Below are 25,756 nucleotides of genomic sequence, written 5' to 3'. Positions count from 1 at the left end.
CGGGATAATCGGTACCATGCGTGGGTCACACGTGCATTTCTCGAAAAACCCATGCCTCCACATATCCTCAGTGTTCCCCTCGAAAAAGCCTATCGCCTGCTGACCCATGGCCCGACCGTGCTCGTCTCGGCCCACCACGAGGGCGTCGACAATGTCATGGCCGCGGCCTGGGCCTGCGCCCTCGACTTCGCCCCGCCCAAGCTCACCGTGGTGCTGGACAAGGCGACCCGCACCCGCCTGCTTATCGAGGCGAGCGGGCGCTTCGTGATCCAGGTGCCCACGGTCGACCAGCTGCAGCTGACCCACGACGTCGGCAACCGCTCGCTGGCCCGGGACCCCGGCAAGCTGGGCGCCAGCGGCGTCGCGCTGATGCATCTGGCCGGCGACGCGCTGCCTTTTTGTCGCCGGCTGCGCGGCCTGGCTGGAATGCCGCCTGGTTCCCGAGCCGCACAACCAGGCGGTCTACGACCTCTTCATCGGCGAAGTCGTTGCCGCCTGGGCCGACGAACGCGCCTTTCGCGACGGCCACTGGCAGTTCGAGCACGCGGCACCGGGCTGGCGCAGCATCCATCACGTGGCCGGCGGCCAGTTTTATGCGATCGGCGAGGCGATGCGTGCCCGCGACAGTGGCTGAACGCATGGCGGAACGCGCGTTCGAAAATTTCGACGATAGGCCGGCAAACTACTCGCTTTTTGCCCCGGCTTGGGGCGCGCATAATGTCCTTCATGCACAACGCGGCCTCGGCGGCGGGCGAGAAAGACAGCAGGATCGCCGCCGCAGCGACATTCGAATGGTTCGAATGGGCCCATAACAACAGGAGCGCATCATGCTGACAGTACGTAAAAGCGAAGAACGTGGCGTCGCCAATTTCGGTTGGCTCGATTCGAAGCACACCTTTTCGTTCGGCCACTACCAGGATCCGGCCCACATGGGCGTCGGCCCACTGCGCGTCATCAACGAAGACCGGGTGGCCGCCGGCCGCGGCTTCGATGCCCACGGCCACCGCGACATGGAAATCATCTCGTATGTGCTCGACGGCGCCCTGGAACACAAGGACAGCATGGGCAACGGCTCGGTGCTGCGCTACGGCGACGTGCAGCGCATGAGTGCCGGCAAGGGCGTGGTCCACAGCGAATTCAACGGGTCGCGCACCGAGCCGGTGCATTTCCTGCAGATCTGGATCCAGCCGAACGAGATCGGCGGCGCGCCGGGCTATGAGGAGAAGCACTTCGACCCGTCGTCGAAACAGGGCCAGCTGCGCCTGGTGGCGTCGCCGGGCGGCCGCGACGGTTCCGTCACCCTGCGCCAGGATGCGTCGATCTACGCCGCCATCCTGAATGGCGACGACAGCCTGTCCCATCCGCTGCCCGCGGGCCGCATCGGCTACGTCCACGTGGCGCGGGGCAGCCTGAGCGTGAACGGCGTGCTGCTCGCGGCCGGCGACGCGGTGCGGGTCGACGGGGAAGCGGCGATCACGCTGTCGGGCGCGGCGGACGCTGAAGTGCTGGTGTTCGACCTGCCGCACTAAATGCGCTCATGGCCTTGGCGGCGGCCCCGCCGCCAAGGCCAGCTAGCTCCGCAGCATCCTTACACCTGCCCGCACCCTGCGGGCAGCAGCATCCGGCGCACGACGGCGCCGTCCTGCAAACGCTTCTTCCACCAGTCCAGTGCCGCGCCTTCCTCGCCGGTGCGCCAGGCAAGGTACAGGGTTTCGTCGGGCTTGGGTTCCTCCACCGCCTTGGCGACCAGGCGCCCCGCGGCAAGGTCCTCGTGCACCCGGGGTTGGGGCAGGAAGCCGAAACCGAGGCCGGCACGCTGGAAGGCGTGCTTGGTCTGCATGTCGGGCACGGCCAGGGTGTTCTGCCCGAACAGCAGGCCGACCGTGCGCGCCTGCAGCTGGCGTGCGGAATCCGATACCGACACGGCGCGCCAGGCCGCGAGGTCGGCTTTCGCCGAGGGGTTCGCGTGCGCCGGCCAGCGGATGCCCGGGCGCCACCACGAACACGAAGCCGACGGTCGCCAGCGGCAGCGCCGTAGCCGCCGCCCGCGGACCGCGCCGGCGGCGCCCACCAGCAGGTCGGCGCGCCGCTCGAGCAGGGCTTCCCAGGTCCCCGACAGGGCTTCCTTCAGCAGGCGCAGGCGGGTCTGGTCGGCGACGCCGCAGAAGACGTCGATTTCCGTCATCAAGGGATCGGGGCACAGCATCGAATCGATGGCAAGCGTGAATTCGGTCTCCCAGCCGGAGGCGACGCGGCGCACCCGGCGCTCGAGGTCACCCGCGGCTTTCAACAGGTAGCGGCCTTCCTTGAGCAGTTCGGCGCCGGCGGCCGTGAGTTCCACCCGCGGTCCGAAGCGTTCGAACAGCTGTACGCCCAGGTCTTCTTCCAGCTTGGCCACCGTATAGGAAATCGTCGAGGGCACCCGGAACAGTTCCCTGGCGGCGGCCGCAAAGGAGCCGCGGCGGGCGATGGTGTCGACGGTGAGCAGGGCGTCCAGGCTGAGTTTGAGCATGCGCTTCGATCGGGCGGCCGGAAAGGCCGCATCATAACCCGGCGCCGGCTGTGCAGAAACGAGGGATGAAAAAAGACCACGAGTCCTCGTGGTCTTTGCCTTGCTGCTCGGGGGGGGCAGGGATGCGCCCCCGGGCATCAGAAGTAGAAGTTGGCCAGGATGCCGACGTGGTCGCCTTTGACCTTGCCGCCGAACTGCTTCTCTTCGAACTTGTCGTTCACGTAGCGCAGCTTGATGCCCACTTGCGGCGAAACCAGGTATTCGATTTCAGCGACCGGGCTGGTGGTGTTCTTGAAGTCGTAGTCGCCGATGTCGCCGGCGCCGCTGCTGCGCAGGGCGGTGTTGGTGACGTAGCGCAGGCCGCCGCCGACGCGCACTTGCTCGTTCACGTGGTAGTAGGCCAGCAGTTCGACAGGCACGCGCTCGAAACGGATGTCGCCGTTGCTGGCGCTGGCGTTATCGACGTGGTAGCCGACGGTGCCCTGCACCGAGAATTCCGGGCTGACGCGGTATTCCAGGCCAGCCAGCAGGGCGATCATGCTGCCAGCGTGGATATTGATTTCGCCGCCGTTCTCGAACTCGGCGGTAGCAAGCTTGTCGCCGCCGAAGGTCAGGCCGGCGCCAACGACGAAGTACAGGGACTTGGCCGGTGCGGTTTCGACGGTGGTGGTTTGTGCCTGGGCGCCCAGCGAAGCGAGACCGAGAGCCAATGCGATAGCGAGTTTTTTCATGTCTTTTCGATGTGTAGTAGTGGCACGACGCGAATTGCGTAGTCCAAGCGACATGATAGAAGAGATAATTGCCTACGTGCAAACCCTTATTGACAACTGTTGCGCATATGAAACATATGTGCAGCAAAGGAAAGGGGCTGCGCCATGCAGGCGGGCCGGGCCTGCTCGCCGCAGGCGAAAAGCAACAACCCGGGCATGCTCCAATCCCGGTCCGACGCCAAGGTGGCAGCGCCTATTCTTCCAGGAACGATGCACAGACGGTAGGGTGGGCGGCTCCACCCTCTCAGCTAGCGAACCGGCAGCGTCCGTGCCGCCCACGCGTTCAACCAGCAGGCGATTCGTCGCAAGGTTCCAGCGTGTGGTCGGACGCGCGGGCGGCGTCCAACCGGCAGGCGATCCGTCGCAAGCTTTCAGCGTCTGCTTGAACGCGTGGGCGGCATCCAAGCAGCGGGCGGGCAGGCGGCCGGGTACAGCCGCCCACCCTACAGGTCTGCGCGGTTCTTCCTGGAAGACCTCAGCTTGACTGACTGAGCGCCAACCCGGGGCTGCCCTCGCTGCGGCGCTGTCGCGGAAGCGCTTAGAACACGCGCTGGATCCAGCCGTGCTTGTCTTCGGCGCGGCCGTTCTGGATGTCGAGCAGCGCCGACTTCAGGCGCGTGGTGACAGGGCCCGCGCCGCCGTCGCCGATGGCCGCTTCGAAGCCGCGGCCCTTGACCTTGCCGATCGGGGTGACGACGGCCGCGGTGCCGCAGGCGAAGGCTTCGACCAGGCGGCCGCTGGCGGCATCGGCTTTCCACTGGTCGATCGAATACGGCTCTTCGCGCACGGTGAGGCCCAGGTCGCGGCCCAGCGTGATCAGCGAATCGCGCGTGATGCCTGGCAGGATGGTGCCGGTCAGCGGCGGCGTCTGGACCGAACCGTCGGCGAAGACGAAGAAGATGTTCATGCCGCCCAGTTCCTCGACCCATTTGCGCTCGACGGCATCGAGGAACACGACCTGGTCGCAGCCTTCGCGCGTGGCTTCGGCCTGCGCTGCCAGGCTGGCAGCGTAGTTGCCGCCGCACTTGGCGTCACCGGTGCCGCCGGGCGCGGCGCGGATATAGTTCTCGGAGACCCACAGCGTCACGCCGGCGGCGCCGCCCTTGAAGTAGTTGCCGGCCGGGGAAGCGAATACGCAGTACAGGTATTCGTTGGCCGGACGCACGCCCAGGGCCGCCTCGGTGGCGATCATGAAGGGGCGCAGATAGAGAGCGGACCCCTCCGATTGGGGGATCCAGTCCCGATCTTCAGAAACCAGGGCGTGCACCGATTCCAGGAACAGCTCTTCCGGCAGCGGCGCCATCGCCAGGCGTTCTGCCGACTTGCGGAAGCGGCGTGCATTCGCCTCCGGGCGGAACAGGGCGGCGCCGCCGTCCGGTTGCGGATAGGCCTTCATGCCCTCGAAGATTTCCTGCGCATAGTGCAGGACCATGGTCGTCGGGTCGAGCGGCAGGGCGCCGCGCGCCTCGACCTTGCCGTCGTGCCAGCCGCGGCCTTCGGTGTAGCGGATCGTGACCATGTGGTCGCTGAACGCGCGTCCGAAACCGGGGTTTTGCAGCAGCGCCGAGCGGTCGGCGGGGGGCAGGGGCATCAAACTTTTCTGGATCGACAGGGTCGATGGGCCAACTTTGTTCATACGGTCTCCGTAAAGCGACAGTGCGGTAGTGCGTCGTCAGGCGGTATTATCGATCAATCAGCGGTTTTTTACCGATGGAAGTTTTGACAATTCGCGCAGCAGCTGCCCCAGCGGGCGGAAGAAAGGGAAATTTTGTTCGGTTCGAATGGGGCGGCGCATTTGCCGCCGATGGGCGCGAGACTGCTGCTGCGCGCGCTCTTCAAGCGCCCGGGCGGCATGGGACCGTGCGGCTGCGCCGCTGACTTCCACTTTCCTGATGGAAGCGCCCACGCGCGTCGAGTGCGAGGCCTACAACGCCGCACTCGACTTCGCGCCGGGCACGGTGGCGCTGACCTGGTGGTACCTGCCGGTGCAGCGCGCCCACCTGGCGACGATGCTGTCGCCCGCTTTTCCGTACCGGATCGCCGGCATGGTCCACGTCGAGAACCTGCTTGTCGCGCACGCGCCGCTGCCCGCCGGGCCATTGCGCCTGTCGACCCGCATCGACATCCTGCCGCCGAGCGCATCCGGCGCGGTGCTGTGCCGGCTCGAAACCAGCGTCAGCGCAGACGGCACCCCGTTGCTGACCTGCAGCAGCACCTATCTGGCGCAGCGCGGCACGGGCGGGCGCCGCAGCGCGGCCGCGCTACCCCAGCCCGGGGCGGAGATCGGACGCTGGCAGCTCGCCGCTTCCGCAGGACGCGACTACGCCCGCGTCTCAGGCGACTGGAATCCCATCCACCTGGCCGGCTGGAGCGCGCGCCTGATGGGCCTGCGCGCACCCATCATCCACGGCATGCACACGCTCGGCCGTGCCTGCGCGCTGCTGCAAGCACGGGCGGGCCGCCCCGTCACGGCCCTGTCGGTGCGCTTCCGGGCGCCGGTGGCGCTGGGCTCGGCCGTCGTGTTGGCCGAAGGTGCGGCGCCGGGCGAATTCATGGTGCTGGCGGACGGGGCACTGGCGGCCGAGGGACATGCCGCCTTCGCCGGCAACCCTGGGGCTTGCCGGTAAGCGCCGGCAAAGCGCCGTACAATCGTCGAGAACGAACGCCTCTTCCCTCCCAACCAGGACCCACATGAACGACCACCACGGCAGACCCGTCCACGAATTGACGATGACGGTCCTGATGACGCCGGACATGGCGAACTTTTCCGGCAATGTCCACGGCGGCACCATATTGAAACTCCTCGACAGCGTCGCCTATGCCTGTGCCAGCCGCTATTCGGGCGCCTACGTGGTGACGCTGTCGGTCGACCAGGTGATGTTCCTGCAGCCGATCCACGTCGGCGAGCTGGTCACCTTCCTGGCCTCGGTAAACTACACTGGGACCAGCTCGATGGAGGTCGGCATCCGCGTGGTGACGGAAAACATCCAGCAGCGCACGGTACGGCACGCCAACAGCTGCTATTTCACGATGGTGGCGGTCGACGCCGACCGCAAGCCGCAGGCCGTCCCGCCGCTGCTGCCGGAGACCGACGAGCAGAAGCGCCGTTTCGAGAAAGCCGAGGAGCGCAAACGCTCGCGCCAGGCGCTGCACGGCAGGACGCGCTAGTTTTTCGCGCGCCGGCAGCCCGGCGGGGCCGGATCCGCATTGCCCAGCTACTAGCACATCTGCTAGTAACAAATTGACGTTCGCCAACATATGCTTTTGGAAACGAATCTGGTGTGCCCATACGCATGGGCGTCACGACCGGCGGCGAGCGCTGCGCTGGCAATGCTGGGAAAGGAAGACATGGAGCGAATTGACGCTGGGAGCGCGGCGCGCCGGGCCTGCTGGTGGCGCTGGCGGCCATCGTCGTCGGCAGCGTCGCGCTGGCACGCGATACCGGCCTGTTCGATGCCGCCACTGTCCAGCAGTGGTGGCCGCTGGCGCTGGTGATGGCGGGCGTGATCCTGCTGTTCGGGCGCGTGGTGCATGACTAGCACCGGGCTGCGCGATGCCGGACAGGCGGCGGTTCGCCGCCGCCGCTAGCGTCTCGTGGCCGGCGCCACCGGCGCGATACCGCCAGCCGGCTGGAAGCTGCGCAGGTAGGCCAGTAAATCGCCCACCTGGCGTTCGTTGCCCATGCCCCAGAAGCGCATCCTCGTATCGGGCACTACCTCATCCGGATCGGCGAGAAACGCACGCAGCGTGCGCTCGTCCCAGACGATCCGCGACTTTTTCATCGCCGCCGAATAGGCATACCCCGGTGTGGCCCCGGCCGTGCGGCCGAACAAAGCGTTGAGCTGCGGGCCGAACCCGCCCCTTGCCGAAGGGCCGACGCCATGGCAGGAGGCGCAGCGGCTGGCGAACAGGCGCGCACCGGCGGCAGGATCGGCTGGCGGTGCGGCGCGCGCGGCGAGCGGCACGCAGAGGAGCAGGAACAGTCGTCGTTTCATGTCGGAGCGGCGGTCGGAACGGGCTGCCGGCGGCAAGGGGCCCGGGCACGGCAAGGCAGCGGCCCTGCCGCCGCCCGTCCCGCTCAAGCGGCCATCGCCACCGTGCGCGCGGGTTGCGCCTGCGTGTGGCGGTTCACCGCCGACAGCACGGCCTTGAAGGACGCGGTGACGATGTTGCTGTCGATGCCGGCACCGAACAGGGTAGGACCGTCGCCCACGCGCAGTTCGACGTAGCAGGCCGCGCGCGCATTCGCGCCGGAACCGATCGCATGCTCGTGGTAGTCCATCAGGCGGATGTCCAGGCCGAGGGCATTGACGAAGGCGTCGATCGGGCCGTTGCCGGCGCCGCGGCGCACGCAGGGCTGGCCCTCGTGCTCGGCCGTGACCTCGATCTCGACCTGCTTGTTGCCGGCATCGCCCGCACGGGTGTCTTCGGTCATGCGGTGTGCGCCATAGCGGTAAGGCGCCTCGCGCTCGAGGTATTCGCGTGCGAACAGGGCGTGGATGTCGCTGGCGGCGATTTCGCGGCCGCTGGTATCGGCCACTTTCTGCACCACGCGCGAGAATTCGATCTGCAGGCGGCGCGGCAGTTCCAGCCCATATTCCTGTTCCAGCAGGTAGGCCATGCCGCCCTTGCCCGACTGGCTGTTGACGCGGATGACGGCGTCGTAGCTGCGCCCGAGGTCGGCCGGGTCGATCGGCAGGTAGGGCACTTCCCACAGCGCGTCCGCCTTCTGCACGGCGAAGCCCTTCTTGATCGCATCCTGGTGCGAACCGGAGAAGGCCGTGAACACCAGGTCGCCCGCATACGGGTGGCGCGGGTGCACCGGCAGCTGGTTGCACTCCTCGACCAGCTGGCGCACGCTATCGATGTCGGAAAAGTCCAGTCCCGGGTCGACGCCCTGGGTGTAGAGGTTCAGTGCCAGCGTGACCAGGTCGACGTTGCCGGTGCGCTCGCCATTGCCGAACAGGCAGCCCTCGACGCGGTCGGCGCCGGTCAGCACCGCCAGTTCGGCCGCCGCCACGGCGGCGGTGCCGCGGTCGTTGTGCGGGTGGACGCTGATGACCAGGCTGTCGCGCCGCTCGAGGTGGCGGCTCATCCACTCGATCTGGTCGGCATACACGTTGGGCGTGCTCGCTTCCACCGTGGAGGGCAGGTTGACGATCATCGGCTGCGCTGGCGTCGGCTCCCAGACGGCGCTGACGGCGTCGACGATCTGCTTGGAGAAATCGAGTTCGGTGGTCGAGAAGGACTCGGGCGAATATTCCAGGCCCCATTGGGTTTGCGGGTGCTGGGCCACCAGCTCCTTGATGAGGCGCGTGCCATTGACCGCAATCTGCACGATCTCGTCGCGCTCCATGCCGAACACGACGCGGCGAAATACCGGCGCCACCGAGTTGTACACGTGGACGATCGCCCGCTTCGCGCCGACCGCCGAGTCCACCGTGCGGCGGATCAGTTCCTCGCGCGCCTGGGTCAGGACGATGATGGTGACGTCGTCGGGAATGCGCTTGCCGTCGACGAGCATGCGCACGAAGTCGAAGTCCGTCTGCGAGGCCGAGGGGAAACCGACTTCGATTTCCTTCACGCCGATCTGCACCAGCTTGTCGAAAAAGCGCAGCTTCTTCTCGACGCTCATCGGCTCGATGAGTGCCTGGTTGCCGTCGCGCAGGTCGGTGCTCATCCAGATCGGCGGGCGCGTGATGGTCTTGCCTGGCCACTGGCGGTCGGCCAGCGGAACGGCGGGGAAGGGGCGGTATTTCGATGACGGGTTGCTCAGCATGATGAAACTCCTGCGTAAATGAAATGGGATTGCTGCGGGAGTGGCGCTGGCTGCCGGGCGGGCCAGGTGACGCTAGGCCCGGCAACCGATCGGTAGTGCCAGCAGGCCAGGACCGGCGGCGAAAGCGGAGGCCACCGACATGCGTGCGCCAGCGTGCATGGTGTGGTGCAACATGGTGCCGCGAATGGTTTGACAGGTGCTGTTCATCGTGCAAATTCCTCTGACTACGGGGGTCTCGGCGAGACCGGAAGCGAAGCGGCGCGGCGTGGCGCGACGGGCTCAGGCGCGTAGTCGTAGCAGCGCCGGCGCGTGTCGCGCGGCGAGCGATAGGGAAATTGGCATGGACAGATGAAAGGACATGCGTTTGACTGTAGGCCGAATATAGTTCGGTGTCAAGAATGTTTTTAAGAAAAGTGTTGCGCGGAGGAGAGGCAGCTGTCCAGTCCGCTAGCTTTGGCGGACCTGGGTAAGAAAGACCCACGCGACCGTAATCACGACGGCGCCGGTGGCGGTGATGCAGGTCCAGGTGAAAAACCAGGCCGACAACAGGGTGGCCTGGAGCGCCCGTTCGGCCAGGCAGCCGAGGGCAAAATCGAAGACCGTCAGGAAGGACCAGCGGCGCAAATAGATCGGCAGGTAGAGGCCCATGCGCCGGTTGTGCTGCAGCGCCGCATGGCGTTCCAGGGGCGTGCGGGCACGGCCGACGTCGGCGAACAGCCAGTCGAAGAAGAGAAAGCGATACACCAGGGTGCGCAGGGAGAGCGGTGCAGCGTTGGCGGCGGGTTCCATGCTCCTGTCTTCCTCTGCTCGCGGCTTCGTCATGGGAAACTCCTAGCGGCGCGCCTGGGCCGATCGGTGTGAACGAAGGTCCAGTATGCCGCAAGCGGCACCCCTGTCTGCTTCGTGCCCGCTATCGTGCGCGGCGTCGGCAAGGGCGCGCTTCGGCTTCGAGGTGTGGCGTGCGTGGCGCCGGCGCTGGCGACCTGTCCGCCAGGCGCGGTGTACATGCTGGGCCCCCGTCGACGCACCAGGCCGGCGGGGGCGCTGCCGCACGCGCGCAGCCCATCCTTGCTATAGTTTCCGTTTTCGCGTCTACACGCGTTGTCACGGAATCAATCGAGGAATCAATGAAGAAGCATCTGTTCGCCACCGTCGGCGCCGCCGTCGTGGCTGCCGCCATCCTGGCGCCTGGCGGGGCTGCCGCCCAGGAAGTCGTCCGTATCGGCCATTCGGCCGCCGTCACCGGCCCGGTCGCCTATTTCGGCAAGGATACCGAGAACGGCGCGCGCATGGCGATCGAGGCGCTCAACGCCCGTGGCGTCCAGATCAAGGGCAAGAAGGTCCGTTTCGAACTGGTGGCCGAGGACGACGGCGGCGATCCGAAACAGGCGACCAATGTCGCCCAGAAACTGGTCGACGCCCGCGTCAATGGCGTGGTGGGCCATGAAACCTCGGGCACCACGATCCCGGCCTCGAAAATCTATCACCAGGCCGGTATCCCGCAGATTTCGCCCTCGAGCACGAGCCCGAAATACACGCAGCAGGGTTTCAATACCGCCTTCCGCGTCGTCGCCAACGACGTCCAGCTGGGCCGGGCACTCGGCCACTATGCCGTCAGGGAAATGGGCGCGAAACGCATTGCCGTGATCGACGACCGCACGGCCTACGGCCAGGGCCTGGCGGTGGAGTTCGCGAAAGCCCTGCAGCAACAGGGCGGAACCGTGGTCGCGCGCGAGTTCACCCACGACAAGGCCGCCGATTTCAGCGCCATCCTCACCAAGATCCGCGCCGCCAGGCCCGACCTGGTGTTCTTCGGCGGCATGAGTGCGGTGGCCGGCCCGATGCTGCGCCAGATGAAACAGCTCGGCTTCACGGCCAGGATGATGGGCGGCGACGGCATCTGCTCGGACGAGATCCACAAGCTCTCGGGTGGCGCGATGACCGACGGCCAGGTGTTCTGCGCCGAGGCGGGCGGCGTCGATGCGGCCGGCAAGGCGGCGATGGACAATTTCCGCGCCGCCTACCGCAAGCGCTTCGGCATCGACGTGCAGATCAACGCGCCCTACGCCTATGATGCGGTGATGACGATGGCCGACGCCATGGTCAAAGCCGGCTCGACCGCACCGGCGGCCTACCTGCCGACCCTGGCAAGGACCCGCTACGCGGGCGTGACCGGCCCGATCGCCTTCGACGAGCGGGGGGACATCCGCGACGGCACCATCACCCTGTACACCTTCAAGGGCGGGCGCCGCAGCATGCTGGCGGTGACGAAGTAATCCGCCACGACCGCATTCCTCGAGGGCCGGCATCATGCCGGCCCTTCTTGTTTGCACGGTCGTGAGCCCTCGCGGACGAGGGTGCACCCTACCGTTCGCCCGCCGCCCGCGGAGCCGGGAGAGACGCAACAGTCTCTTTTTTGCTGTTGTGGCTGCTTTGCGCAGCGGTGCTTACTGATTTGCCGCAACAAGCCCCAAGGGCGCTACACTGCACCCATGCGTCATGCGAAGCGCATGATGCGCGATGGATGCCATGGCCTGGAAATGCGCCGACGAGGCGTCGCGAGGGGGGGCAGCATGGACGAAGCACGCGGTGAGCCCGGAGTTGACCGTACCCAGCTGGAGAGCTTGTGGACGCTCGTCGATAATCTCGACGCCTGCTTCTACGTGAAGGACACGAGCGGGCGCTACCTGTTCGCCAACAAGGCACTGGCCGCCGTGTTCGGCGCCGACCCCGCGCAAATCATCGGCCACCCCGACACCGGCTTCGTCGACATGGCGGCCTCCGACATCGGCAGCACCGACCACGCGACCATGACCGACGCTGCCAAGGTCGATGCCGACGAAGTCGTCCAGCTGCGCAGCGGCGAGCGGCGCACCTTCCGTACCGTCAAGCTGCCGCTGTTCGACAAGGAACGCCGCGTGATCGGCCTTTGCGGCATCTCCACCGATATCACGGAACAGCGCCGCGCCGTCAGGGAATTGATCGAGCGAAACGACCTACTCAACGCCATCCTGTCGAATGTCGACGCCGCGATCTACCTGAAGGACGTGGAGGGCCGCTACCTCTACGCCAATGCGCCGGTCCTGGCCCTGTACGACCGGCCGCTGCAGGACCTGGTCGGACGCACGGACGCCGAGCTGATGCCGCCCGAGCTGGCCCAGCGCATTGCCGAGATCGACCGCGAGGTACTGGCCGGCGGCGAGCGCGTGGTGCGGGAGGAAGTCATCGTCGGTGCCGATGGCGCCCGCCACGTTTTCCGTTCGCGCAAGATCCCGCTGCAGTTGCCCGGCCAGCCGATGTGCCTGATCGGCTTCTCGACGGAAATCACCGAGCTGCGCGGCCTGCATACCCGGATCGAGCAGGAACGCATCACCGATTCGCTCACCGGGCTGGCCAACCGCACGATGTTCGAGGCGGCGCTCGAGGAGCAATTGTTGATGTCCAAGCTGGGCGCCCAGCGCCTGCAGCAGTGCAACGTGCCGCTGGCCAGCCTGGCGCGCCTGTCCGGCGACGAGTTCGCCTTTATCCTGCCGCATGCCGAGTCGATCGAGGACGTGGCGCACCAGGTCGAGCAGATCCGCGCCTTCCTGGCCCAACCCTATGCCGTGCTGCGCCAGCCGCTGCACCTGACCTTCAGCGCGGGGATCAGCCTGTCGCGCGGCGGCCGCCACAGCGCCGTCGCGCTGCTGGGACGCGCCGAGGCCGCCATGTACGCGGCCAAGGACAGCGGGCGCGACCAGTACCGCTTCTATTCGCCCCAGCTGGGCTCCACCGTGGCCCAACGTGTCGAGCTCGAGCGCGACCTGCGCGCCGCCGTCGGCTCGAGCGAGTTCGCCCCGGTCTACCAGCCGAAAGTGCGGCGCGACGGCAGCGTCGCCGGCGTCGAGGCGCTGATCCGCTGGAATCGTCCAGGGGTCGGTCTGGTTGCGCCCGATAAATTCATCCCGCTGGCCGAACAGCTGGGCTTGCTGCTGCACCTGGGACGCTGGGTGATCGAGGAAGCCTGCCGCCAGGCGGCGAGCTGGCGAGAGGCCGGGATCGGTACCGTGCCGGTAGCCGTCAATTTATCCACCAGCCAGCTCACCAGCGCCGCCTTGCCGGACTACGTGTTCGACGTCATGCGCGAATACGGCATCGGGCCCGGCTGCCTGGAAATGGAGCTGACCGAATCGATGATGATGTCCGACCCGGATCTTGCGATCGCCATCCTGCACCGCCTGCGCGGCGGCGGGGTGGCATTGTCGATCGACGACTTCGGTACGGGGTTTTCGTCGATGTCCTACCTGCGCCAGCTGCCGGTGCACTACCTGAAGCTCGACCGCTCGTTCGTGAAGAACGTGGCCGACGATCCCAAGGATGCCGACCTGTGTGCCGGCATCATGGCCCTGGCCCACAAGCTCGACATGCACGTGGTGGCCGAAGGCGTGGAGACACGCGAACAGCACCAGGCGCTGGCCGCCTGCGACTGCGACCTGTTCCAGGGCTTCCTGTTCAGCCATCCGCTGCCGGTTGCCGGCGCCACCGAGTTCCTGCGGGCGGCGCGTGCGCGCCACGCCTGAGCGGGGCGAACGGCGACGCTTCAGCGGCCCTCGAGCAGTTCGGTCAACAAGGCAAGGCTGTCCTGCGCCCCCATCTTCGCGGCCGCCTCGCGGATCGATACGCCGGCGGCGTCCGCGAGGCGCGGATCGGCGCCGCGCGCCAGCAGGAGGCGCATGATGTCGACACGGTTGAACATGGCGGCCAGCATGAGCGCGGTCTTGCCGTTCGGACCGGCATTGTCGACACCGGCGCCGTGATCCAGCAGCAGGGTCGCTACCGCCACATCGCCCTTGAAGGCGGCAGCCGCCAGCGGCGTCTGGCCGGCATCGTTGAGCAGTTCGGGGTCGGCACCGTGTTCCAGCAGGACGCGGGCGGTATCGAGGTGACCGTGGTAACAGGCCAGCATCAGCAGGCTGTCGCCGCGCTCGTTGCGCAGCTTGGGCGGCAGGCCACGGGCCAGCAGTGCGGCCAGCTCGTCGCTGTCGCCGGCGCGCGCATGGCCGAACACCCGGCGCACGAAGGCGAGGGTGTCGTCGTCGAGTTCGGCGGGGCTGGCGGCCTTGGGCGGGCTGGACTGCATGCTTCCTTTGCTCATCATGGTCTCGATGGAAGCGTCATTGAAGCACAGCGCGCGAAGAGGCGCCGTTCGCGCGGATGGCTCAATGCAATTGGTGCGCGGTGCGCCCCTGCGCCTGGATGCGGCCAGCTTGTCCTTCGCCCCGGCTTCGGCCTTGGCTTGCGCCCTCGCTTCCGCCTTGGCTTCCGCCTTGGCTTCCGCCTTGGCTTCCGCCTTGGCTTCCGCCTTGGCTTCGGCCTTGGCTTCCGCCTTGGCGGGCGCATGGCGCAGCAGCGGATACGGGTTGATCGCGCCGCCTGTTTCATAGATGCCGTAGTGCAGGTGCGGCGGCGTGCCGGCCGCATTGCCGGTAGTGCCGACATAGCCGAGGATGGTGCCTGGCCGCACGCGCTGGCCGGTTTCGATGTCGGCGTAGCTGTCCAGGTGGGCGTAGTAGTGGCGCTGGCCGCCAGGTCCCAGCACCCACACGACCGTTCCGCCGAGCGAGTTGGTGCCTACACGCAGGACCAGCCCTTCGGTACTGGACGTAATGGCCGTGCCGCGACGCGCGAAAATGTCGATGCCTTCGTGCCTGCGGCCGCCGCCGCGGGCGCCGCCCCAGGTGTCGCGCAGGTCGCGCGCCGCCACGCCGCGCACGGGAACCGGCAGCGCCGTGAGGGCGGGCATCGAAGCCAGGCGTACCGCGTACAGCGCGTTTTCAGCCAGGGGCCGAGCAGGATCCAGGCGGCGGTGGCGATCAGCACCAGCACGAGGGCGCGCAAGAAAGGTCGAAAAGCGCTCATTGAGGAGGGCGGTCGAGGGTGGTTCGTGGTGGACTGCCGCCACGGGCGGCAGGGGGATATCAGGACGCGCGGCGGCCGGCGGGTTGACGCCGGCCGGCCACGCTAACGCAGCCTTCTTGCAGCTGCGCTTCAGGCGAGAGTATAACTAGATTATCAACTGCGCATGCTCAGTTTTCCTTGCCGAGCACGTCCTGGTCGAGGCTCTTGCCTCCCTGCAGGTTGCCGCCCTGACCCGACTGGGAATTCGGGTCACCCGGCGCGCCCTGGCGGCTCTCGCCGGCGCCAGAGCGATTGCCGGTGCCCAGCGCCGGCGTGGTGTCGCCGTCATTCGGTTCGGCCGATTGCCGGTTCAGGTTGCCGCTATCGGCCGCGGCAGGCTTGCCGACGCCGCCATCGCGCACGCCATCGTTGAGCTTGCCGGTGGTCCCGGTCACGCCGGCGACACTGGTACCTACGCCGCTGATTTCATCGTAGTTACGGCCTTTCATGCCTTTGCCCTTGTTTTCACCCATGCTTGCCTCCTGCTTGTATGAATTGGTTCCTTCATAGTAGCGCCAGCCTGCGCGGGGACAATAGGAGCAGGTGTGGCGGCCGTGTAGGAGGCGTCGGACGGTACGAGGTCTGGCACGATTGAGACGAGTCCATGCCTGGACCAGGACGAATGCTTTACTGAAGACCCGCTCCAGCGCATACTGCTTGCCTTTGTGACACTCTTCGCGGAGAAAGACCCATGTCCTACATGTTGCTGATTCACGAACCGGTGGGCCAGCGTGCCACGCGCACGGAAGACGAGGGGCGCGCCCTGTACCAGCGCATGCTCGACTTCGGCGCCGCGCTGCAGCGCGAGGGCGTGCTGGTGGCGGCGCAGTCGCTCGCGCCCTTGACGCGCGCTACCCGGGTAACAAAAAGAAGCCGGCAAGGCGCGCATGCTCGATGGACCGTTTGCGGAAGCCAAGGAAATGATCGGCGGCTTCTACCATGTCGACGTGGCCACGCATGAGGAAGCGGTGGCACTGGCCGCGCGCTGCCCGGCTGCCGAGTGGGCCACCGTCGAGGTGCGCGCGCTGGCGCCGTGCTACGAGGCCTGACGCGGGCAGAGATATTTTTCATGTTTTTCGTGGCGCATGTCGATTTCCTGTGCTGCCCTTCGTCGTGTCATCGAAACCCGGCAAACCGCGGCTGCCGCTGACACCGGGCTGAACCGTACACCACAGGAGAATCGACATGCGCTTCATGATCATCGTCAAGGCCACCCCCGAATCCGAAGCCGGCGCCATGCCGGCGGAAAGCCTGCTTCATGCGATGGGCGAATACCACCAGGAGCTGGCGCGTGCCGGTGTCCTGCTCGACGCCAACGGCCTGCACCCGAGCAGCCGCGGCTGGCGTATCCGCTACCAGGGCAAGGAACGCAGGGTCATCGACGGCCCGTTCACGGAATCGAAGGAAATGATCGCCGGCTACACCATGATCGGCGTGCGCAGCCGCGAGGAAGCGCTCGAATGGGCACGGCGCTTCCCGAACCCGCGCGGCCAGGGCCTCGACGCAGAAATCGAGGTGCGCCAGGTATTCGAACTCGACGATTTCGCCCAGACCGAAGCGCTCGAGCGTTTCCGCGAACTTGAAGACACCACCACCACGAAAGGATAAGACCATGCACAAGCAAATATTCGTCAACCTCCCCGTGCGCGACCTGGCGCGCAGCCGCGCCTTTTTCGCCAGCCTGGGTTTCGAATTCAACCCCCAGTTCAGCAACGACGACGCGGCCTGCATGATCATCGGCGAGAACATCTACGCGATGCTGCTGGTCGAGCGCTTCTTCCAGACCTTTACGGACAAGCCGGTGGCGAACGCGCGCGAGACGACCGAGGTGCTCACCTGCCTGTCGTGCGAGAGCCGGGAGGAAGTCGATGCCCTCGTGGCCAAGGCGCTCGCCGCCGGCGGCCGGGCGCCGAACCCGAAACAGGATCACGGCTTCATGTACGGCCACGGCTTCGAGGACCTCGATGGCCATGTCTGGGAGCTGTCCCTGGATGGACATGAGCCAGGTGCCGGCCGACATCGCGTCACAAGGCTGATGGCCGCGCAGGTCGATACGGCCATCGCCGCCGTCTGGCGGATCGAGTCGGCGAAAATCGTCGCCGGCGTCGCGAGCCTTGTGCGCGACATCGGCCTGGCCGAGGAACTGGCCGGCGACGCCCCTGGTTGCCGCGCTGGAGACCTGACCGGGGCAGGGCGTGCCGGACAATCCGGGAGCGTGGCTGATGCGTACCGCGAAGAACGCCGCGCTCGACCGCCTGCGCCGCGATAAATCTCTCCGGGAAAAGCTGCAGCAGATCGGCCTCGACCTGGAAGCACAGGAGGCCCTGATCGTGCCCGATTTCGTCGACGGCCTCGATGCCGCCCGCAACGACATCATCGGCGACGACTTGCTGCGCCTGATGTTCACTGCCTGCCACCCGGTGCTGTCCCTGGACGCGCGGGTGGCGCTCACGCTCAGGCTGCTCGGCGGCCTCTCCACGGCCGAGATCGCGCGCGCCTTCCTGGTGCCGGAAGCGACGGTCGCCCAGCGCCTGGTGCGGGCCAAGCGCACGCTCGGCCAGGCGCGCGTGCCCTTCGAGTTGCCGCCGCCCGGCGAACTGCACGAGCGGCTCGAGGCGGTGCTCGAAGTGGTGTATCTCGTCTTCAATGAAGGCTATACCGCCACCAGCGGCGCCGAATGGATGCGCCCGGCGCTGGTCGAGGAAGCGCTGCGCCTGGGACGCATGCTGGCGGAACTGGCGCCCTACGAATCCGAAGCCCGGGGACTGGTGGCGCTGATGGAATTGCAGGCCTCGCGCATGCACGCGCGCGTCGACGGCGCCGGGCGGCCGGTGCTGCTGCTCGACCAGGACCGCTCGCGCTGGGACGGCATCCTGATCCGGCGCGGGCTGGCGGCGCTGGCGCGCGCGCAACAGCCGGTAACACGGCGCGGACCGTACACGCTGCAAGCGGCGATCGCCGCCTGCCACGCGCGCGCACGCAGCGCTGCCCAGACCGACTGGAACGAGATTGCCCGGCTGTACGGCGAACTGGCCGAGGCCGCGCCGTCGCCGGTGGTGGAACTGAACCGGGCGGTGGCCGTCGGGATGGCCAGGGGGCCGGCGGCCGGGCTGGCGCTGGTCGATGCGCTGGCGCGGGACGGGGCACTGCGCGATTATCAATGGCTGCCGAGCGTGCGCGGGGATTTCACGGAAAAGCTGGGACGGCGGCGGGAAGCGGCCGCCGAGTTTTCCCGTGCCGCGGGGTTGGCGGCGAATGCGCGCGAGCGGGCCCTGCTGGAAGAACGCGCACGCGTGATCGGCGCAAGTGCCGATGGCCGGGAGCCGGATCGCTGAAGCCCGGCTGCCGTGCCTACCAGGCTGGGGTCAGGTCTGACATTTGGACACGGGCCCAGCTGTGGGCTTTTGTGAGCGATGCAAGAGCAGAGTTCGTGTCCATTTGTCAGACCTGACCCCAGCATTTTCACGTGACATTCAGACACGGGCCCAGCTGTGGGCTTTTGTGGGCGATGCAAGAGCAGAGTTCGTGTCCATTTGTCAGACCTGACCCCAGCATTTTCACGAACAAACTGATCGGAAGCCAAAGGATGGCGCGCTTCGCGAAAGGTATTGGGATACTCCTGCTGGCAGCAATCTGTTTCGCTGTGGGCGCGATCACGGCGGTGGTCAAGCATTGGGATCAGCCGCTCGTGCACGTGGCCATCGAGAATGACAGCGGCAACGATCTGAGCGGACTGATACTGAAGCACGCGTCGAGCAGCAACAGTAGCACGGTTACCCTGCCGGCCCTGAAAGCGGGGCAGTCCACCAGGCTCTACTTTGTTGTCGCAGGCGAAGTCGGGTACGAGATCGAAGCGCGTTTCCCTGATGGGCAGATCGCAACAAGTGAAGACGGGTACGTGGAGCGAGGAACCTCGGTCCACGAGGTGATCGGCAAGAGTGATGATGGAAGGCCGGCGATCCGCCTGATCGACTAGGCGCGGGCGCACAGCCAGTCCGGGCAAGCCGCTCGATTGCAGCGCGCCGGACGTTGCATGCCAGGGAGCAGGTTCGAACGACAAGCGGGCGACCCAGGTGCTGCCGGATGGCTGCCATGTCACGCAAGACGGAAGCGTTGGCCGTTCCCGTCCTGCATGCCTCGTGCATTAACGCTGCCAGCCGCGCCCGCGCGCGGCGCGTTCGGCCTGCGCGTCCAGCGCCTCGCCCGCGATGCGTTCGTCGATCGCTTCCAGCACGGCGGCCGGGGTCTGGCTGGCGGCCTGGCGGTACTCTCCCGCTGCCGGTGCCGCCGGTTTCCTTCAGCACCGGGATGCGCCAGGCGTCGCCCTCGCGGCAGGCCAGGCCCGCGCTGCCGGGCAGCTGGAAGCTGCGGCAATAGCTGCCGTCCTTGCTGGCGAAGCTGGTGCCGATGCGCACCTGCGCGCTGCCCTGTTCGCTCGCCAGTTGCTGCGTCAAGGCCGTCGCCAGCGGGGGCCTGGGCGACGAGGCGGCCACCGGCATCGGCAACAAACTGGCCGTCGGAGCGGCCGCCCAGCATGATGCTGCCGGCGAGGACGCCGATCACCAGTGCGGCGGCCATGCCGCCCCATTGCGCCCAGCTCGAGCGTGGCGCGGACACGGTTGCCTGCCTGGCCGCAGGCTGGGCCGCCTGGCTGGCCCGCGCGGCGCGGGCTTCCTCGAGCGAATGCACGGGGGCCGGCCGCGGCGGCACCAGGCGCTCGGGCACCGGCTCATCGAGCACCCCGGCAAAGGCGGCGAACACGTCGGCGCGCAGGGCGCGGTGGCGTTCGACGGCGGCGGCGACGGCCGGGTCTTCGCGTAGGGCGCGTTCGACGGCGCTGCGCTCGGGTTCGGCCAGTTCGCCATCGGCATAGGCCATCAGGATTTCGTCGGAAAAATTCATTTCACGGTCCTCGTTTGATCGGACAACAGTTTTTGCAAGGCCTCGCGCGCCCGTGCCAGCCGGCTCGTGAGCGTGCCCATCGGGATGTCCAGCACCTCGGCCGCCTCCTTGTAGGGCAGGCCGTCGACCAGCACCAGCGCGATGACGACGCGGTGCTCCTCGGGCAGCAGGCTCATCGCCTTCTGGATCGCCAGGCGCTGCTGGTGGGCCTCGGCGAAATCGTCGCCGACATGCTCGCCTTCTTCCTCGGGTGCGAACACCTGGTCGCGCCGCGTGCGGCTGCGCACCTCGTCGATCCAGGCATTCCTGACGATCCTGAACATCCAGCTGTCCAGGCGCGTGCCTTCGGCATACTGCTCGCTGCGGCCGAGGGCGCGTTCGACGGCGATCTGGACCAGGTCGTCGGCATCTTCCCGGTGGAAGGTGATCGAGCGCGCGAAACGGCGCAGCCGAGGCAGGAGGGCGGCTATTTCGGTGGCAAACATGGGTTTGGTGTGGCTCACATGAATTAAACGAGGAAGCGGGGGATTTTATTCCATCTCTCAAACGTTTTTCTTCAAGACATGCTGTCTACTTTATGATCGTTACCATGAAACCGAACCATTTCCTCCCTCCCGCGCTCTTCGCCGCCTGCCTGCTCGGCTGGCCGGCGGCCCATGCCCAGTTGCGCCTGCCGTCGCTGAACCTGCCGCAGCCGCTGGGCCAGGGGCGACCTGAACGGCCTGGCGCGTCCGGCCGAGCGCCTGCTCGACCGCGTCGTGCCGGGCGACCTGCGCGCGCTGCGCCTGGGTCAGCTAGAGACCCTGCTGCAGCGCCACCCCGACTTGCTGGAAGCCGACCCGCGCGGCGAGCCGGCCGTGCGCGGCGAAATCCTCGCCAATTCCCCCTCCGATGCCGCCCTGCGTGCCGCGGCGGGAATGGGTCTGGTCGTGGCGCGCCAGGAGCGCTTCGAGGAGCTCGGCGAGACGCTGGTGACGCTGCGGGTGCCGGCCGGCGTGTCGACGGCGTCGGCACTCGAGCGCCTGCGCGCACTCGACCCCGCCGGCTCCTATGACTTCAACCATATTTATACGGGCAGCGCGTCCGGCATGGCGCCCGCTGGCAGCGCCAGCGCCAGCGCCGGCGTCGATGCAGCGGCTTCGCGTCCGGGCGCCCAACGCGGCCTGGCGCTCGGCCTGGTCGACAGCGGCGTCGACGTGGCGCACGAAGTATTCGCCGGCAGCGCCATCGAGCGCCATGGCTGCGGCGGCGCCAGTCATCCGGCACCGCACGGCACCGCCGTGGCGGCGCTGATGGTGGGCGAATCTGGGCGCTTTCGCGGGGCCGCGCCGGGAGCGCGCCTGTACGCAGCCGATATCTATTGCGACAGCCCGACCGGCGGCTCGGCGGCGACCATCGCCGATGCGCTCGGGTGGATGGCCAAACAAAAGATAGGGGTCATCAACATCAGTCTGGTCGGGCCTGCCAACGCGACCCTCGAGCGTGTCGTCGCGGCCATGGTCGGGCGCGGGCACCTGCTGGTGGCGGCCGTTGGCAACGACGGCCCGGCCGCGCCGCCGCTGTACCCGGCAAGCTACCCGGGTGTCGTCGGCGTCACCGGCGTCGATGCGCGCGGGCGGCCCTTGCCCGAAGCAGGACGCGGCCCGCAAGTGATGTTTGCCGCCCCGGGCAGCCAGATGGTGAGCGCCGCCATCGGCTCTCCGCCGTACCGGCAGGTGCGCGGCACCTCGTTCGCCGCACCGCTGGTGGCGGCTGCTGGCGCCGTCGCTGCCCACGCCCGGCAGGCCGGAGGCGGCGCGCGCGGTCGAGGCGCTGGCGAAGGCGGCAACGCGCCCCGACAACGCTGCGGTCAGCAATATTGTCGGCCATGGCGTCGTCGGTGCCGGGCTGCGCATCGACCCGGCGCGCCTGCGCTGAAAAAATATGTGCAAATATTTTCGCGGTGACGGAATAAACCGCCGAGCCCGTTCGTTTTCCTGATATCGGCGCCGGATTGTCCGCGCCACTTTCAGGAGAAACCATCATGCAAACCAAGAACATCGTCCGTCACCTTGCCCTCGCCCTGTCCTTGAGCTTCGCCGCTTCCGCCCACGCCCAGTTGCTGGGTGGCGGTGACCTCGGCGGCGGCCTGGGCGGCTCGGTCGGCGGCATGCTCGGCGGCGCGGGCAATATGGGTGGCCGCATGGGCGGCGTCGAGACCGTCACCCGCGGCACCGGTTCGCTGCTGGAAGGGCGCGCAGCGCAGCGCCAGGCTGGCGCCGATGCACGCGGCAACGGCAGCGCGAATGGCGGTGCCAAGGCAGGCGGCCTGGTCGGTGGCAACGCCGCCGGCGACGCAGTCACTTCGGTGAACGGCGTGACGGTGGTGGGCGGCGGCATCAACCGCTCCGCCGGCGGACTTGCCGGCTCGGCGACGGGTAGCGGCAATGGCTCGGCCAACGCTTCCTCGTCCGGCGCGGCCGGCGCGCCAACGGGCCTGGCCGGTAGCCTGGACCGTGCGGGATCGCTTGTGAACGGCAGCGTCACGGGAGGCGGCGACGCCGCGGGCAACGCCGGCCTGACAGGCAAGCTCGGCCGTGCAGGTGCCGACCTGGCGGGCAATGCCGGAGGAGCAGGCAATGGTGCCGCAGCGGGTAACGGTGCCTCAGCCGAGGGCGCGAAGGGGGGCACGCCCAGCCTGGCCGGTGGTCTTGGCCGCGGCGGCTCTGTCCTCGGCGGCGCCACGGCAACGGGCAATGGCGCAGCCAGCGGCTCGGGCGCCGCCGCCGGCCAGGCCAGCGGCAGCCGCGACGTCGCCGTGACGGGCAGCCGCAACGGTGCGAGCGGTAGCGTGACGGGCGGCGGCAGCGGCAGCGGCAGCGCCTCGGTCGCGCTCGAGCCGGGCGTGTCGGCAGGCCAGGTGCGCAGTGCGGCAGGTTCGGCAGTGGGCAGCGCACGCGCCTCGGCGGCACCGGTCGTGGACGGCGTCCGTAGCCAGGCCGGCGCAACCCGCCACTACGCCGCGGCCACCGCTGCCAACGCCCGTGCCACCGGCAGTACCGCTGCCGGCTCGGCTGTCGGCGCAGCCAAGGGTGTGGCGAACCGTGCGGCGTCGACCAGGCTGCCGGTGGGCGTCGATGCGGGCGGTTCCGTGGCCGCAGGCGGCAATGCAAGCGGCTCCGGCTCGAACTAAGGTATCGTCAAACCGGCATTGAACTCGCGCCCGGCTTGTTGGCCGGGCGTGTTTTTCATGCTGTCGAGAGGCTGGCCAGCAGGACGGCAGCCAGGCATCGAATCTGGTGTTTCCCTGGTCTTCACTCCACCCAGCTGAACCCATCCCGCGCCAGCAGCGCGAACGACTCCGGCGGCCCCCACGACCCCGCCGCATAGGCATGCGGCTTCTCGGCCAGCGTTGCCCAGCCGTCGATGATCGGGTCGGCCCATTCCCAGGCCGCCTCCAGTTCGTCGCGGCGCATGAAGTGGGTCAGGCGGCCGCGCACGACGTCGATCAGCAGGCGTTCGTAGGCTTCGGCGCGGCGCTGCTGGAAGGCCGATTGCAGGTCGAGGTTGAGCGCCACCTGCTGCATCTGCATGCCGCTGCCCGGCTCCTTGGCCATGATCTGCAGCTTGATCGCTTCCTCAGGCTGGAGCTCGATCACGAGGCGGTTGGCCACGGTAACCGATGCCGAACCAGGCGCGCTGCCCGAGGCGCCAGGGAAGAGCGGGAAGGGCGGGTTGGCGAATTCGATGACGATCTTCGACGAGCGGCGCGCCATGCGCTTGCCGGTGCGCAGGTAGAAGGGCACTTTCGACCAGCGCCAGGTGTCGATGTGGGCGCGCAGGGCGACGAAAGTCTCGGTGTTCGAACCCGCCGGCACGTTGCGCTCTTCCAGGTAACCCGGCACTTCCTGGTTGCCGGAGACGCCGTGGCCGTACTGGCCGCGCACGGTGTCGCGCGCGATGTCGGCCAGGCGAAAGCGCCGCAGCGAGCGCAGCACCTTCAGCTTCTCGTCGCGCACCGCGTCCGGCGAGAGCGAAGTCGGCGGCTCCATGGCGACGATGCACAAGAGCTGCAGCAGGTGGTTCTGCACCATGTCGCGCATCGCGCCGGTGCTGTCATAAAAGCCCGCGCGGCTGCCCACGCCGACTTCCTCGGCCACCGTGATCTGCACGCTCGAGATATTCGGCGCGCGCCAGATCGGTTCCAGGATCGAATTCCCGAAGCGCAGCACCATCAGGTTCTGCACGGTCTCCTTGCCCAGGTAATGGTCGATGCGGTAGATCTGCGACTCGGCGAAATGGCGGCCGACGGCTTCGTTGATCTCGCGGGCCGAGGCCAGGTCGCGCCCGAGCGGCTTTTCCAGCACCACGCGCGCGTGGGCGTCGACCAGGCCGGCGCCGGCGAGCTTCTCGCAGATGAGCGTGAACAGCGAAGGCGCGGTGGCCAGGTAGAACACGCGCTGGGCACCGGGGCGCGACGCGGCGGCCAGGCTGGAAAAGTCGGGCGCGGCCTGCACGTCGAGCACGACATACTCGAGCAGCTGCAGGAAGCCGTCCCAGGTCTTGTCGTTGAAGTTTTCCTTCGCGATGAAGTCGCGCGAATTTTCTTCGACGTGGGCGAGGTAGGCCTCGCGCGCCAACGGCTGGCGGCCGGTCGACAGGATGCGGGTCGAGGGCGGCAGGTTGCCATGCAGGTAAGCCATGTACAAGGCCGGCAGCAGCTTGCGCATGGCCAGGTCGCCCATGCCGCCGAAGATGGTCATGTCGAGTGGGAGGTCGGTATCGGGCGCGGTCGTTTGGGTCACGGTCTGGGCTCACATAATCGTCCGCCTGGTGAGGGCGGACATGTTGGACATGTCAATTACTATAGCCTAGATCGCAAGCTTGGTGAAAAGGGCAGACTGGCTGGATTGCTTATGCCCGCAGCGAATGTTCATATGGGAATTCAGTCGTTCTTGCATGAAAGCACATGCCATATACTCCACGGCTCGCATACGTCCCTGTTGGAGAAGCACATGTCATCCCGCCGCACCGTTCTCGCCTGCGCCCTCGCGCTGTCCGTCCAGTTTGCCTTTGCCGGCGCCGCCCGGGCCGACCAGCTGGCCGATATCAGGAAGAAGGGCGAGATCGTCTTCGGCGTGCTCGGCACCGATGAGCCGAACAGCTTCATCGATCCGAAGACGCGCGAACTGGTCGGCTACGAGATCGATATCGCCAAAGCAGTGGCGAAAAAGATCGGCGTCAAGCCGGTCTTCAAGCAGATGTCGGTAGCCGCGCGCATTCCCGAGCTGCAGCAGGGCCATGTCGATGTGCTGGCGGCCACGCTGACCCATAACAAGGAGCGCGAGTCCCAGGTCGATTTCGCGCTGACCCATTTCGTCACCGGCTCGAAAGTCATGGTGCGCGCCGCCAGCGGCGTGAACGCGCTGCCTCAGCTGGCCGGCAAGAAGGTTGTCACCGTGCGCGGCGGCACCCAGGAATCGAACATCCGCGCGGCCGTGCCGACGGCCACCATCGTCACCTTCGAGAATACCCAGCAGGCCTTCCAGGCCCTGCAGCAGGGCAAGGGCATCGCCTATGTGAACGACGAGTCCTCGCTGCTGGCCGACTACGGCAAGCTCGGCCCGAATGCGAAGAATTTCGTCATCCTGCCGAACAGCATCGGTGTCGAGTCGATCGCGCTCGGCCTGCGCAAGGGCGAAAAAAGCCTGAAGGCGGTGGTTGACGCCACCCTGCGCGAACTGGAAAGCTCGGGTGCGGCCACTACCCTGTTCAACAAATGGTATGGCCCGGGTACCCGCCCGAACATCGCCAGGCGCGCCTTCGCGATCAGCACCGACAAGATCTGACGCCCAGCCAAGCCTGCCGAGTAACAGC

The 25,756-nt window shown here is 67.4% G+C and carries 22 protein-coding genes and 5 pseudogenes; 15 read left to right on the top strand and 12 right to left on the bottom strand.

What is annotated here, in order from left to right:
* Positions 1 to 51 precede the first annotated feature (51 nt).
* Positions 52 to 634: pseudogene (locus G4G28_RS13195) on the top strand (flavin reductase family protein).
* A gap of 193 nt (positions 635 to 827) precedes the next feature.
* Entirely contained in the window at positions 828 to 1,529 is a 702-nt protein-coding gene (locus G4G28_RS13190) for a pirin family protein (protein ID WP_182988605.1), read from the top strand.
* Positions 1,530 to 1,588: 59 nt separating this feature from the next.
* Here G4G28_RS13190 and G4G28_RS13185 read toward each other — a convergent pair whose 3' ends face one another.
* From G4G28_RS13185 to G4G28_RS13175, 3 genes are all read right to left on the bottom strand, one after another.
* Positions 1,589 to 2,512, bottom strand: coding sequence for a LysR family transcriptional regulator (locus G4G28_RS13185; RefSeq protein ID WP_229507619.1), 924 nt, complete (start codon positions 2,510 to 2,512; stop codon positions 1,589 to 1,591).
* 137 nt (positions 2,513 to 2,649) lie between these two features.
* Entirely contained in the window at positions 2,650 to 3,243 is a 594-nt protein-coding gene (locus G4G28_RS13180; protein WP_182988604.1) for an outer membrane beta-barrel protein, read from the bottom strand.
* A 577-nt stretch (positions 3,244 to 3,820) separates the two neighbouring features.
* Positions 3,821 to 4,918, bottom strand: coding sequence for a branched-chain amino acid aminotransferase (locus tag G4G28_RS13175; RefSeq protein WP_183107435.1), 1,098 nt, complete (start codon positions 4,916 to 4,918; stop codon positions 3,821 to 3,823).
* Between the two features lie 256 nt (positions 4,919 to 5,174).
* Here G4G28_RS13175 and G4G28_RS13170 point away from each other — a divergent pair, with 256 nt between their 5' ends.
* From G4G28_RS13170 to G4G28_RS13160, 3 genes are all read left to right on the top strand, one after another.
* The gene (locus tag G4G28_RS13170) at positions 5,175 to 5,909 is read left to right on the top strand and encodes a MaoC/PaaZ C-terminal domain-containing protein (protein ID WP_183107434.1); all 735 of its coding nucleotides are present in this window, start codon (positions 5,175 to 5,177) and stop codon (positions 5,907 to 5,909) included.
* A 64-nt stretch (positions 5,910 to 5,973) separates the two neighbouring features.
* A complete protein-coding gene (locus G4G28_RS13165) occupies positions 5,974 to 6,450 on the top strand; it encodes an acyl-CoA thioesterase (protein ID WP_182988602.1) in 477 nt (158 codons plus the stop codon).
* Positions 6,451 to 6,674: 224 nt separating this feature from the next.
* On the top strand, positions 6,675 to 6,821 hold the full coding sequence (locus tag G4G28_RS13160) for a LiaI-LiaF-like domain-containing protein (RefSeq protein ID WP_183107433.1): 147 nt from the start codon (positions 6,675 to 6,677) through the stop codon (positions 6,819 to 6,821).
* A gap of 45 nt (positions 6,822 to 6,866) precedes the next feature.
* On the opposite strand, the gene G4G28_RS13155 is transcribed toward G4G28_RS13160, so the two are convergent.
* From G4G28_RS13155 to G4G28_RS13145, 3 genes are all read right to left on the bottom strand, one after another.
* Positions 6,867 to 7,277, bottom strand: coding sequence for a cytochrome c family protein (locus G4G28_RS13155; protein WP_183107432.1), 411 nt, complete (start codon positions 7,275 to 7,277; stop codon positions 6,867 to 6,869).
* A gap of 83 nt (positions 7,278 to 7,360) precedes the next feature.
* Positions 7,361 to 9,064, bottom strand: coding sequence for a 2-isopropylmalate synthase (leuA, locus tag G4G28_RS13150; RefSeq protein WP_183108470.1), 1,704 nt, complete (start codon positions 9,062 to 9,064; stop codon positions 7,361 to 7,363).
* Between the two features lie 444 nt (positions 9,065 to 9,508).
* Positions 9,509 to 9,850, bottom strand: a complete 342-nt coding sequence (locus G4G28_RS13145) for a hypothetical protein (RefSeq protein ID WP_182988600.1) — start codon at positions 9,848 to 9,850, stop codon at positions 9,509 to 9,511.
* A 338-nt stretch (positions 9,851 to 10,188) separates the two neighbouring features.
* On the opposite strand from G4G28_RS13145, the gene G4G28_RS13140 reads away from it, so the two are divergent.
* Complete coding sequence (locus G4G28_RS13140) at positions 10,189 to 11,337, top strand: branched-chain amino acid ABC transporter substrate-binding protein (RefSeq protein WP_182988599.1); 1,149 nt, start codon at positions 10,189 to 10,191, stop codon at positions 11,335 to 11,337.
* A 297-nt stretch (positions 11,338 to 11,634) separates the two neighbouring features.
* Complete coding sequence (locus G4G28_RS13135) at positions 11,635 to 13,620, top strand: bifunctional diguanylate cyclase/phosphodiesterase (protein WP_183107431.1); 1,986 nt, start codon at positions 11,635 to 11,637, stop codon at positions 13,618 to 13,620.
* 20 nt (positions 13,621 to 13,640) lie between these two features.
* Here G4G28_RS13135 and G4G28_RS13130 read toward each other — a convergent pair whose 3' ends face one another.
* The 3 genes and pseudogenes from G4G28_RS13130 to G4G28_RS13120 form a co-directional block, all read right to left on the bottom strand.
* Complete coding sequence (locus G4G28_RS13130) at positions 13,641 to 14,195, bottom strand: ankyrin repeat domain-containing protein (RefSeq protein WP_202033628.1); 555 nt, start codon at positions 14,193 to 14,195, stop codon at positions 13,641 to 13,643.
* A gap of 321 nt (positions 14,196 to 14,516) precedes the next feature.
* Positions 14,517 to 14,843, bottom strand: a pseudogene (locus tag G4G28_RS13125) (M23 family metallopeptidase); the annotation flags it as partial.
* Between the two features lie 283 nt (positions 14,844 to 15,126).
* Positions 15,127 to 15,471, bottom strand: coding sequence for a hypothetical protein (locus G4G28_RS13120; protein WP_183107430.1), 345 nt, complete (start codon positions 15,469 to 15,471; stop codon positions 15,127 to 15,129).
* Positions 15,472 to 15,689: 218 nt separating this feature from the next.
* Between G4G28_RS13120 and G4G28_RS13115 the strand changes: the two are divergent.
* From G4G28_RS13115 to G4G28_RS13095, 5 genes and pseudogenes are all read left to right on the top strand, one after another.
* Positions 15,690 to 16,047, top strand: a pseudogene (locus G4G28_RS13115) (YciI family protein).
* 136 nt (positions 16,048 to 16,183) lie between these two features.
* Entirely contained in the window at positions 16,184 to 16,606 is a 423-nt protein-coding gene (locus tag G4G28_RS13110) for a YciI family protein (protein ID WP_182988594.1), read from the top strand.
* Between the two features lie 4 nt (positions 16,607 to 16,610).
* Positions 16,611 to 16,982, top strand: a pseudogene (locus tag G4G28_RS13105) (VOC family protein); the annotation flags it as partial.
* A 51-nt stretch (positions 16,983 to 17,033) separates the two neighbouring features.
* Positions 17,034 to 18,333, top strand: a pseudogene (locus G4G28_RS13100) (RNA polymerase sigma factor).
* 251 nt (positions 18,334 to 18,584) lie between these two features.
* Entirely contained in the window at positions 18,585 to 18,974 is a 390-nt protein-coding gene (locus G4G28_RS13095; protein WP_182988592.1) for a hypothetical protein, read from the top strand.
* Positions 18,975 to 19,093: 119 nt separating this feature from the next.
* Here the strand turns inward: G4G28_RS13095 and G4G28_RS13090 are convergent, their stop codons facing one another.
* Positions 19,094 to 19,900 carry a hypothetical protein gene (locus G4G28_RS13090; protein ID WP_183107429.1) on the bottom strand — a complete coding sequence of 269 codons (807 nt, stop codon included), beginning with the start codon at positions 19,898 to 19,900 and terminating at the stop codon, positions 19,094 to 19,096.
* Complete coding sequence (locus G4G28_RS13085) at positions 19,897 to 20,385, bottom strand: RNA polymerase sigma factor (RefSeq protein ID WP_182988590.1); 489 nt, start codon at positions 20,383 to 20,385, stop codon at positions 19,897 to 19,899. The genes G4G28_RS13090 and G4G28_RS13085 overlap by 4 nt, the downstream gene beginning before the upstream one ends.
* A 273-nt stretch (positions 20,386 to 20,658) precedes the next feature.
* Between G4G28_RS13085 and G4G28_RS13080 the strand changes: the two genes are divergently transcribed.
* Complete coding sequence (locus tag G4G28_RS13080; protein WP_229507618.1) at positions 20,659 to 21,846, top strand: S8 family serine peptidase; 1,188 nt, start codon at positions 20,659 to 20,661, stop codon at positions 21,844 to 21,846.
* 77 nt (positions 21,847 to 21,923) lie between these two features.
* Positions 21,924 to 23,072, top strand: coding sequence for a hypothetical protein (locus G4G28_RS27510; RefSeq protein ID WP_182988588.1), 1,149 nt, complete (start codon positions 21,924 to 21,926; stop codon positions 23,070 to 23,072).
* Positions 23,073 to 23,193: 121 nt separating this feature from the next.
* Here the strand turns inward: G4G28_RS27510 and zwf are convergent, their stop codons facing one another.
* Positions 23,194 to 24,642, bottom strand: a complete 1,449-nt coding sequence (gene zwf / locus G4G28_RS13070; protein ID WP_182991814.1) for a glucose-6-phosphate dehydrogenase — start codon at positions 24,640 to 24,642, stop codon at positions 23,194 to 23,196.
* Positions 24,643 to 24,894: 252 nt separating this feature from the next.
* Between zwf and G4G28_RS13065 the strand changes: the two genes are divergently transcribed.
* Positions 24,895 to 25,728 carry an ABC transporter substrate-binding protein gene (locus G4G28_RS13065; RefSeq protein WP_182988587.1) on the top strand — a complete coding sequence of 278 codons (834 nt, stop codon included), beginning with the start codon at positions 24,895 to 24,897 and terminating at the stop codon, positions 25,726 to 25,728.
* The last annotated feature ends 28 nt before the right edge of the window (positions 25,729 to 25,756 follow it).

Source organism: Massilia sp. Dwa41.01b (assembly GCF_014171775.1).
Lineage (GTDB): Bacteria > Pseudomonadota > Gammaproteobacteria > Burkholderiales > Burkholderiaceae_D > Telluria.
This window is presented reverse-complemented; position numbering and strand designations above follow the sequence as displayed.

Coding starts and splice junctions, on each gene's coding strand:
- G4G28_RS13190 (WP_182988605.1), top strand. CDS start 828: ATGCTGACAGTACGTAAAAGCGAAGAACGTGGCGTCGCCAATTTCGGT.
- G4G28_RS13185 (WP_229507619.1), bottom strand. CDS start 2,512: ATGCTCAAACTCAGCCTGGACGCCCTGCTCACCGTCGACACCATCGCC.
- G4G28_RS13180 (WP_182988604.1), bottom strand. CDS start 3,243: ATGAAAAAACTCGCTATCGCATTGGCTCTCGGTCTCGCTTCGCTGGGC.
- G4G28_RS13175 (WP_183107435.1), bottom strand. CDS start 4,918: ATGAACAAAGTTGGCCCATCGACCCTGTCGATCCAGAAAAGTTTGATG.
- G4G28_RS13170 (WP_183107434.1), top strand. CDS start 5,175: ATGGAAGCGCCCACGCGCGTCGAGTGCGAGGCCTACAACGCCGCACTC.
- G4G28_RS13165 (WP_182988602.1), top strand. CDS start 5,974: ATGAACGACCACCACGGCAGACCCGTCCACGAATTGACGATGACGGTC.
- G4G28_RS13155 (WP_183107432.1), bottom strand. CDS start 7,277: ATGAAACGACGACTGTTCCTGCTCCTCTGCGTGCCGCTCGCCGCGCGC.
- G4G28_RS13145 (WP_182988600.1), bottom strand. CDS start 9,850: ATGGAACCCGCCGCCAACGCTGCACCGCTCTCCCTGCGCACCCTGGTG.
- G4G28_RS13140 (WP_182988599.1), top strand. CDS start 10,189: ATGAAGAAGCATCTGTTCGCCACCGTCGGCGCCGCCGTCGTGGCTGCC.
- G4G28_RS13135 (WP_183107431.1), top strand. CDS start 11,635: ATGGACGAAGCACGCGGTGAGCCCGGAGTTGACCGTACCCAGCTGGAG.
- G4G28_RS13130 (WP_202033628.1), bottom strand. CDS start 14,195: ATGAGCAAAGGAAGCATGCAGTCCAGCCCGCCCAAGGCCGCCAGCCCC.
- G4G28_RS13120 (WP_183107430.1), bottom strand. CDS start 15,471: ATGGGTGAAAACAAGGGCAAAGGCATGAAAGGCCGTAACTACGATGAA.
- G4G28_RS13110 (WP_182988594.1), top strand. CDS start 16,184: ATGCGCTTCATGATCATCGTCAAGGCCACCCCCGAATCCGAAGCCGGC.
- G4G28_RS13095 (WP_182988592.1), top strand. CDS start 18,585: ATGGCGCGCTTCGCGAAAGGTATTGGGATACTCCTGCTGGCAGCAATC.
- G4G28_RS13090 (WP_183107429.1), bottom strand. CDS start 19,900: ATGAATTTTTCCGACGAAATCCTGATGGCCTATGCCGATGGCGAACTG.
- G4G28_RS13085 (WP_182988590.1), bottom strand. CDS start 20,385: ATGTTTGCCACCGAAATAGCCGCCCTCCTGCCTCGGCTGCGCCGTTTC.
- G4G28_RS27510 (WP_182988588.1), top strand. CDS start 21,924: ATGCAAACCAAGAACATCGTCCGTCACCTTGCCCTCGCCCTGTCCTTG.
- zwf (WP_182991814.1), bottom strand. CDS start 24,642: ATGACCATCTTCGGCGGCATGGGCGACCTGGCCATGCGCAAGCTGCTG.
- G4G28_RS13065 (WP_182988587.1), top strand. CDS start 24,895: ATGTCATCCCGCCGCACCGTTCTCGCCTGCGCCCTCGCGCTGTCCGTC.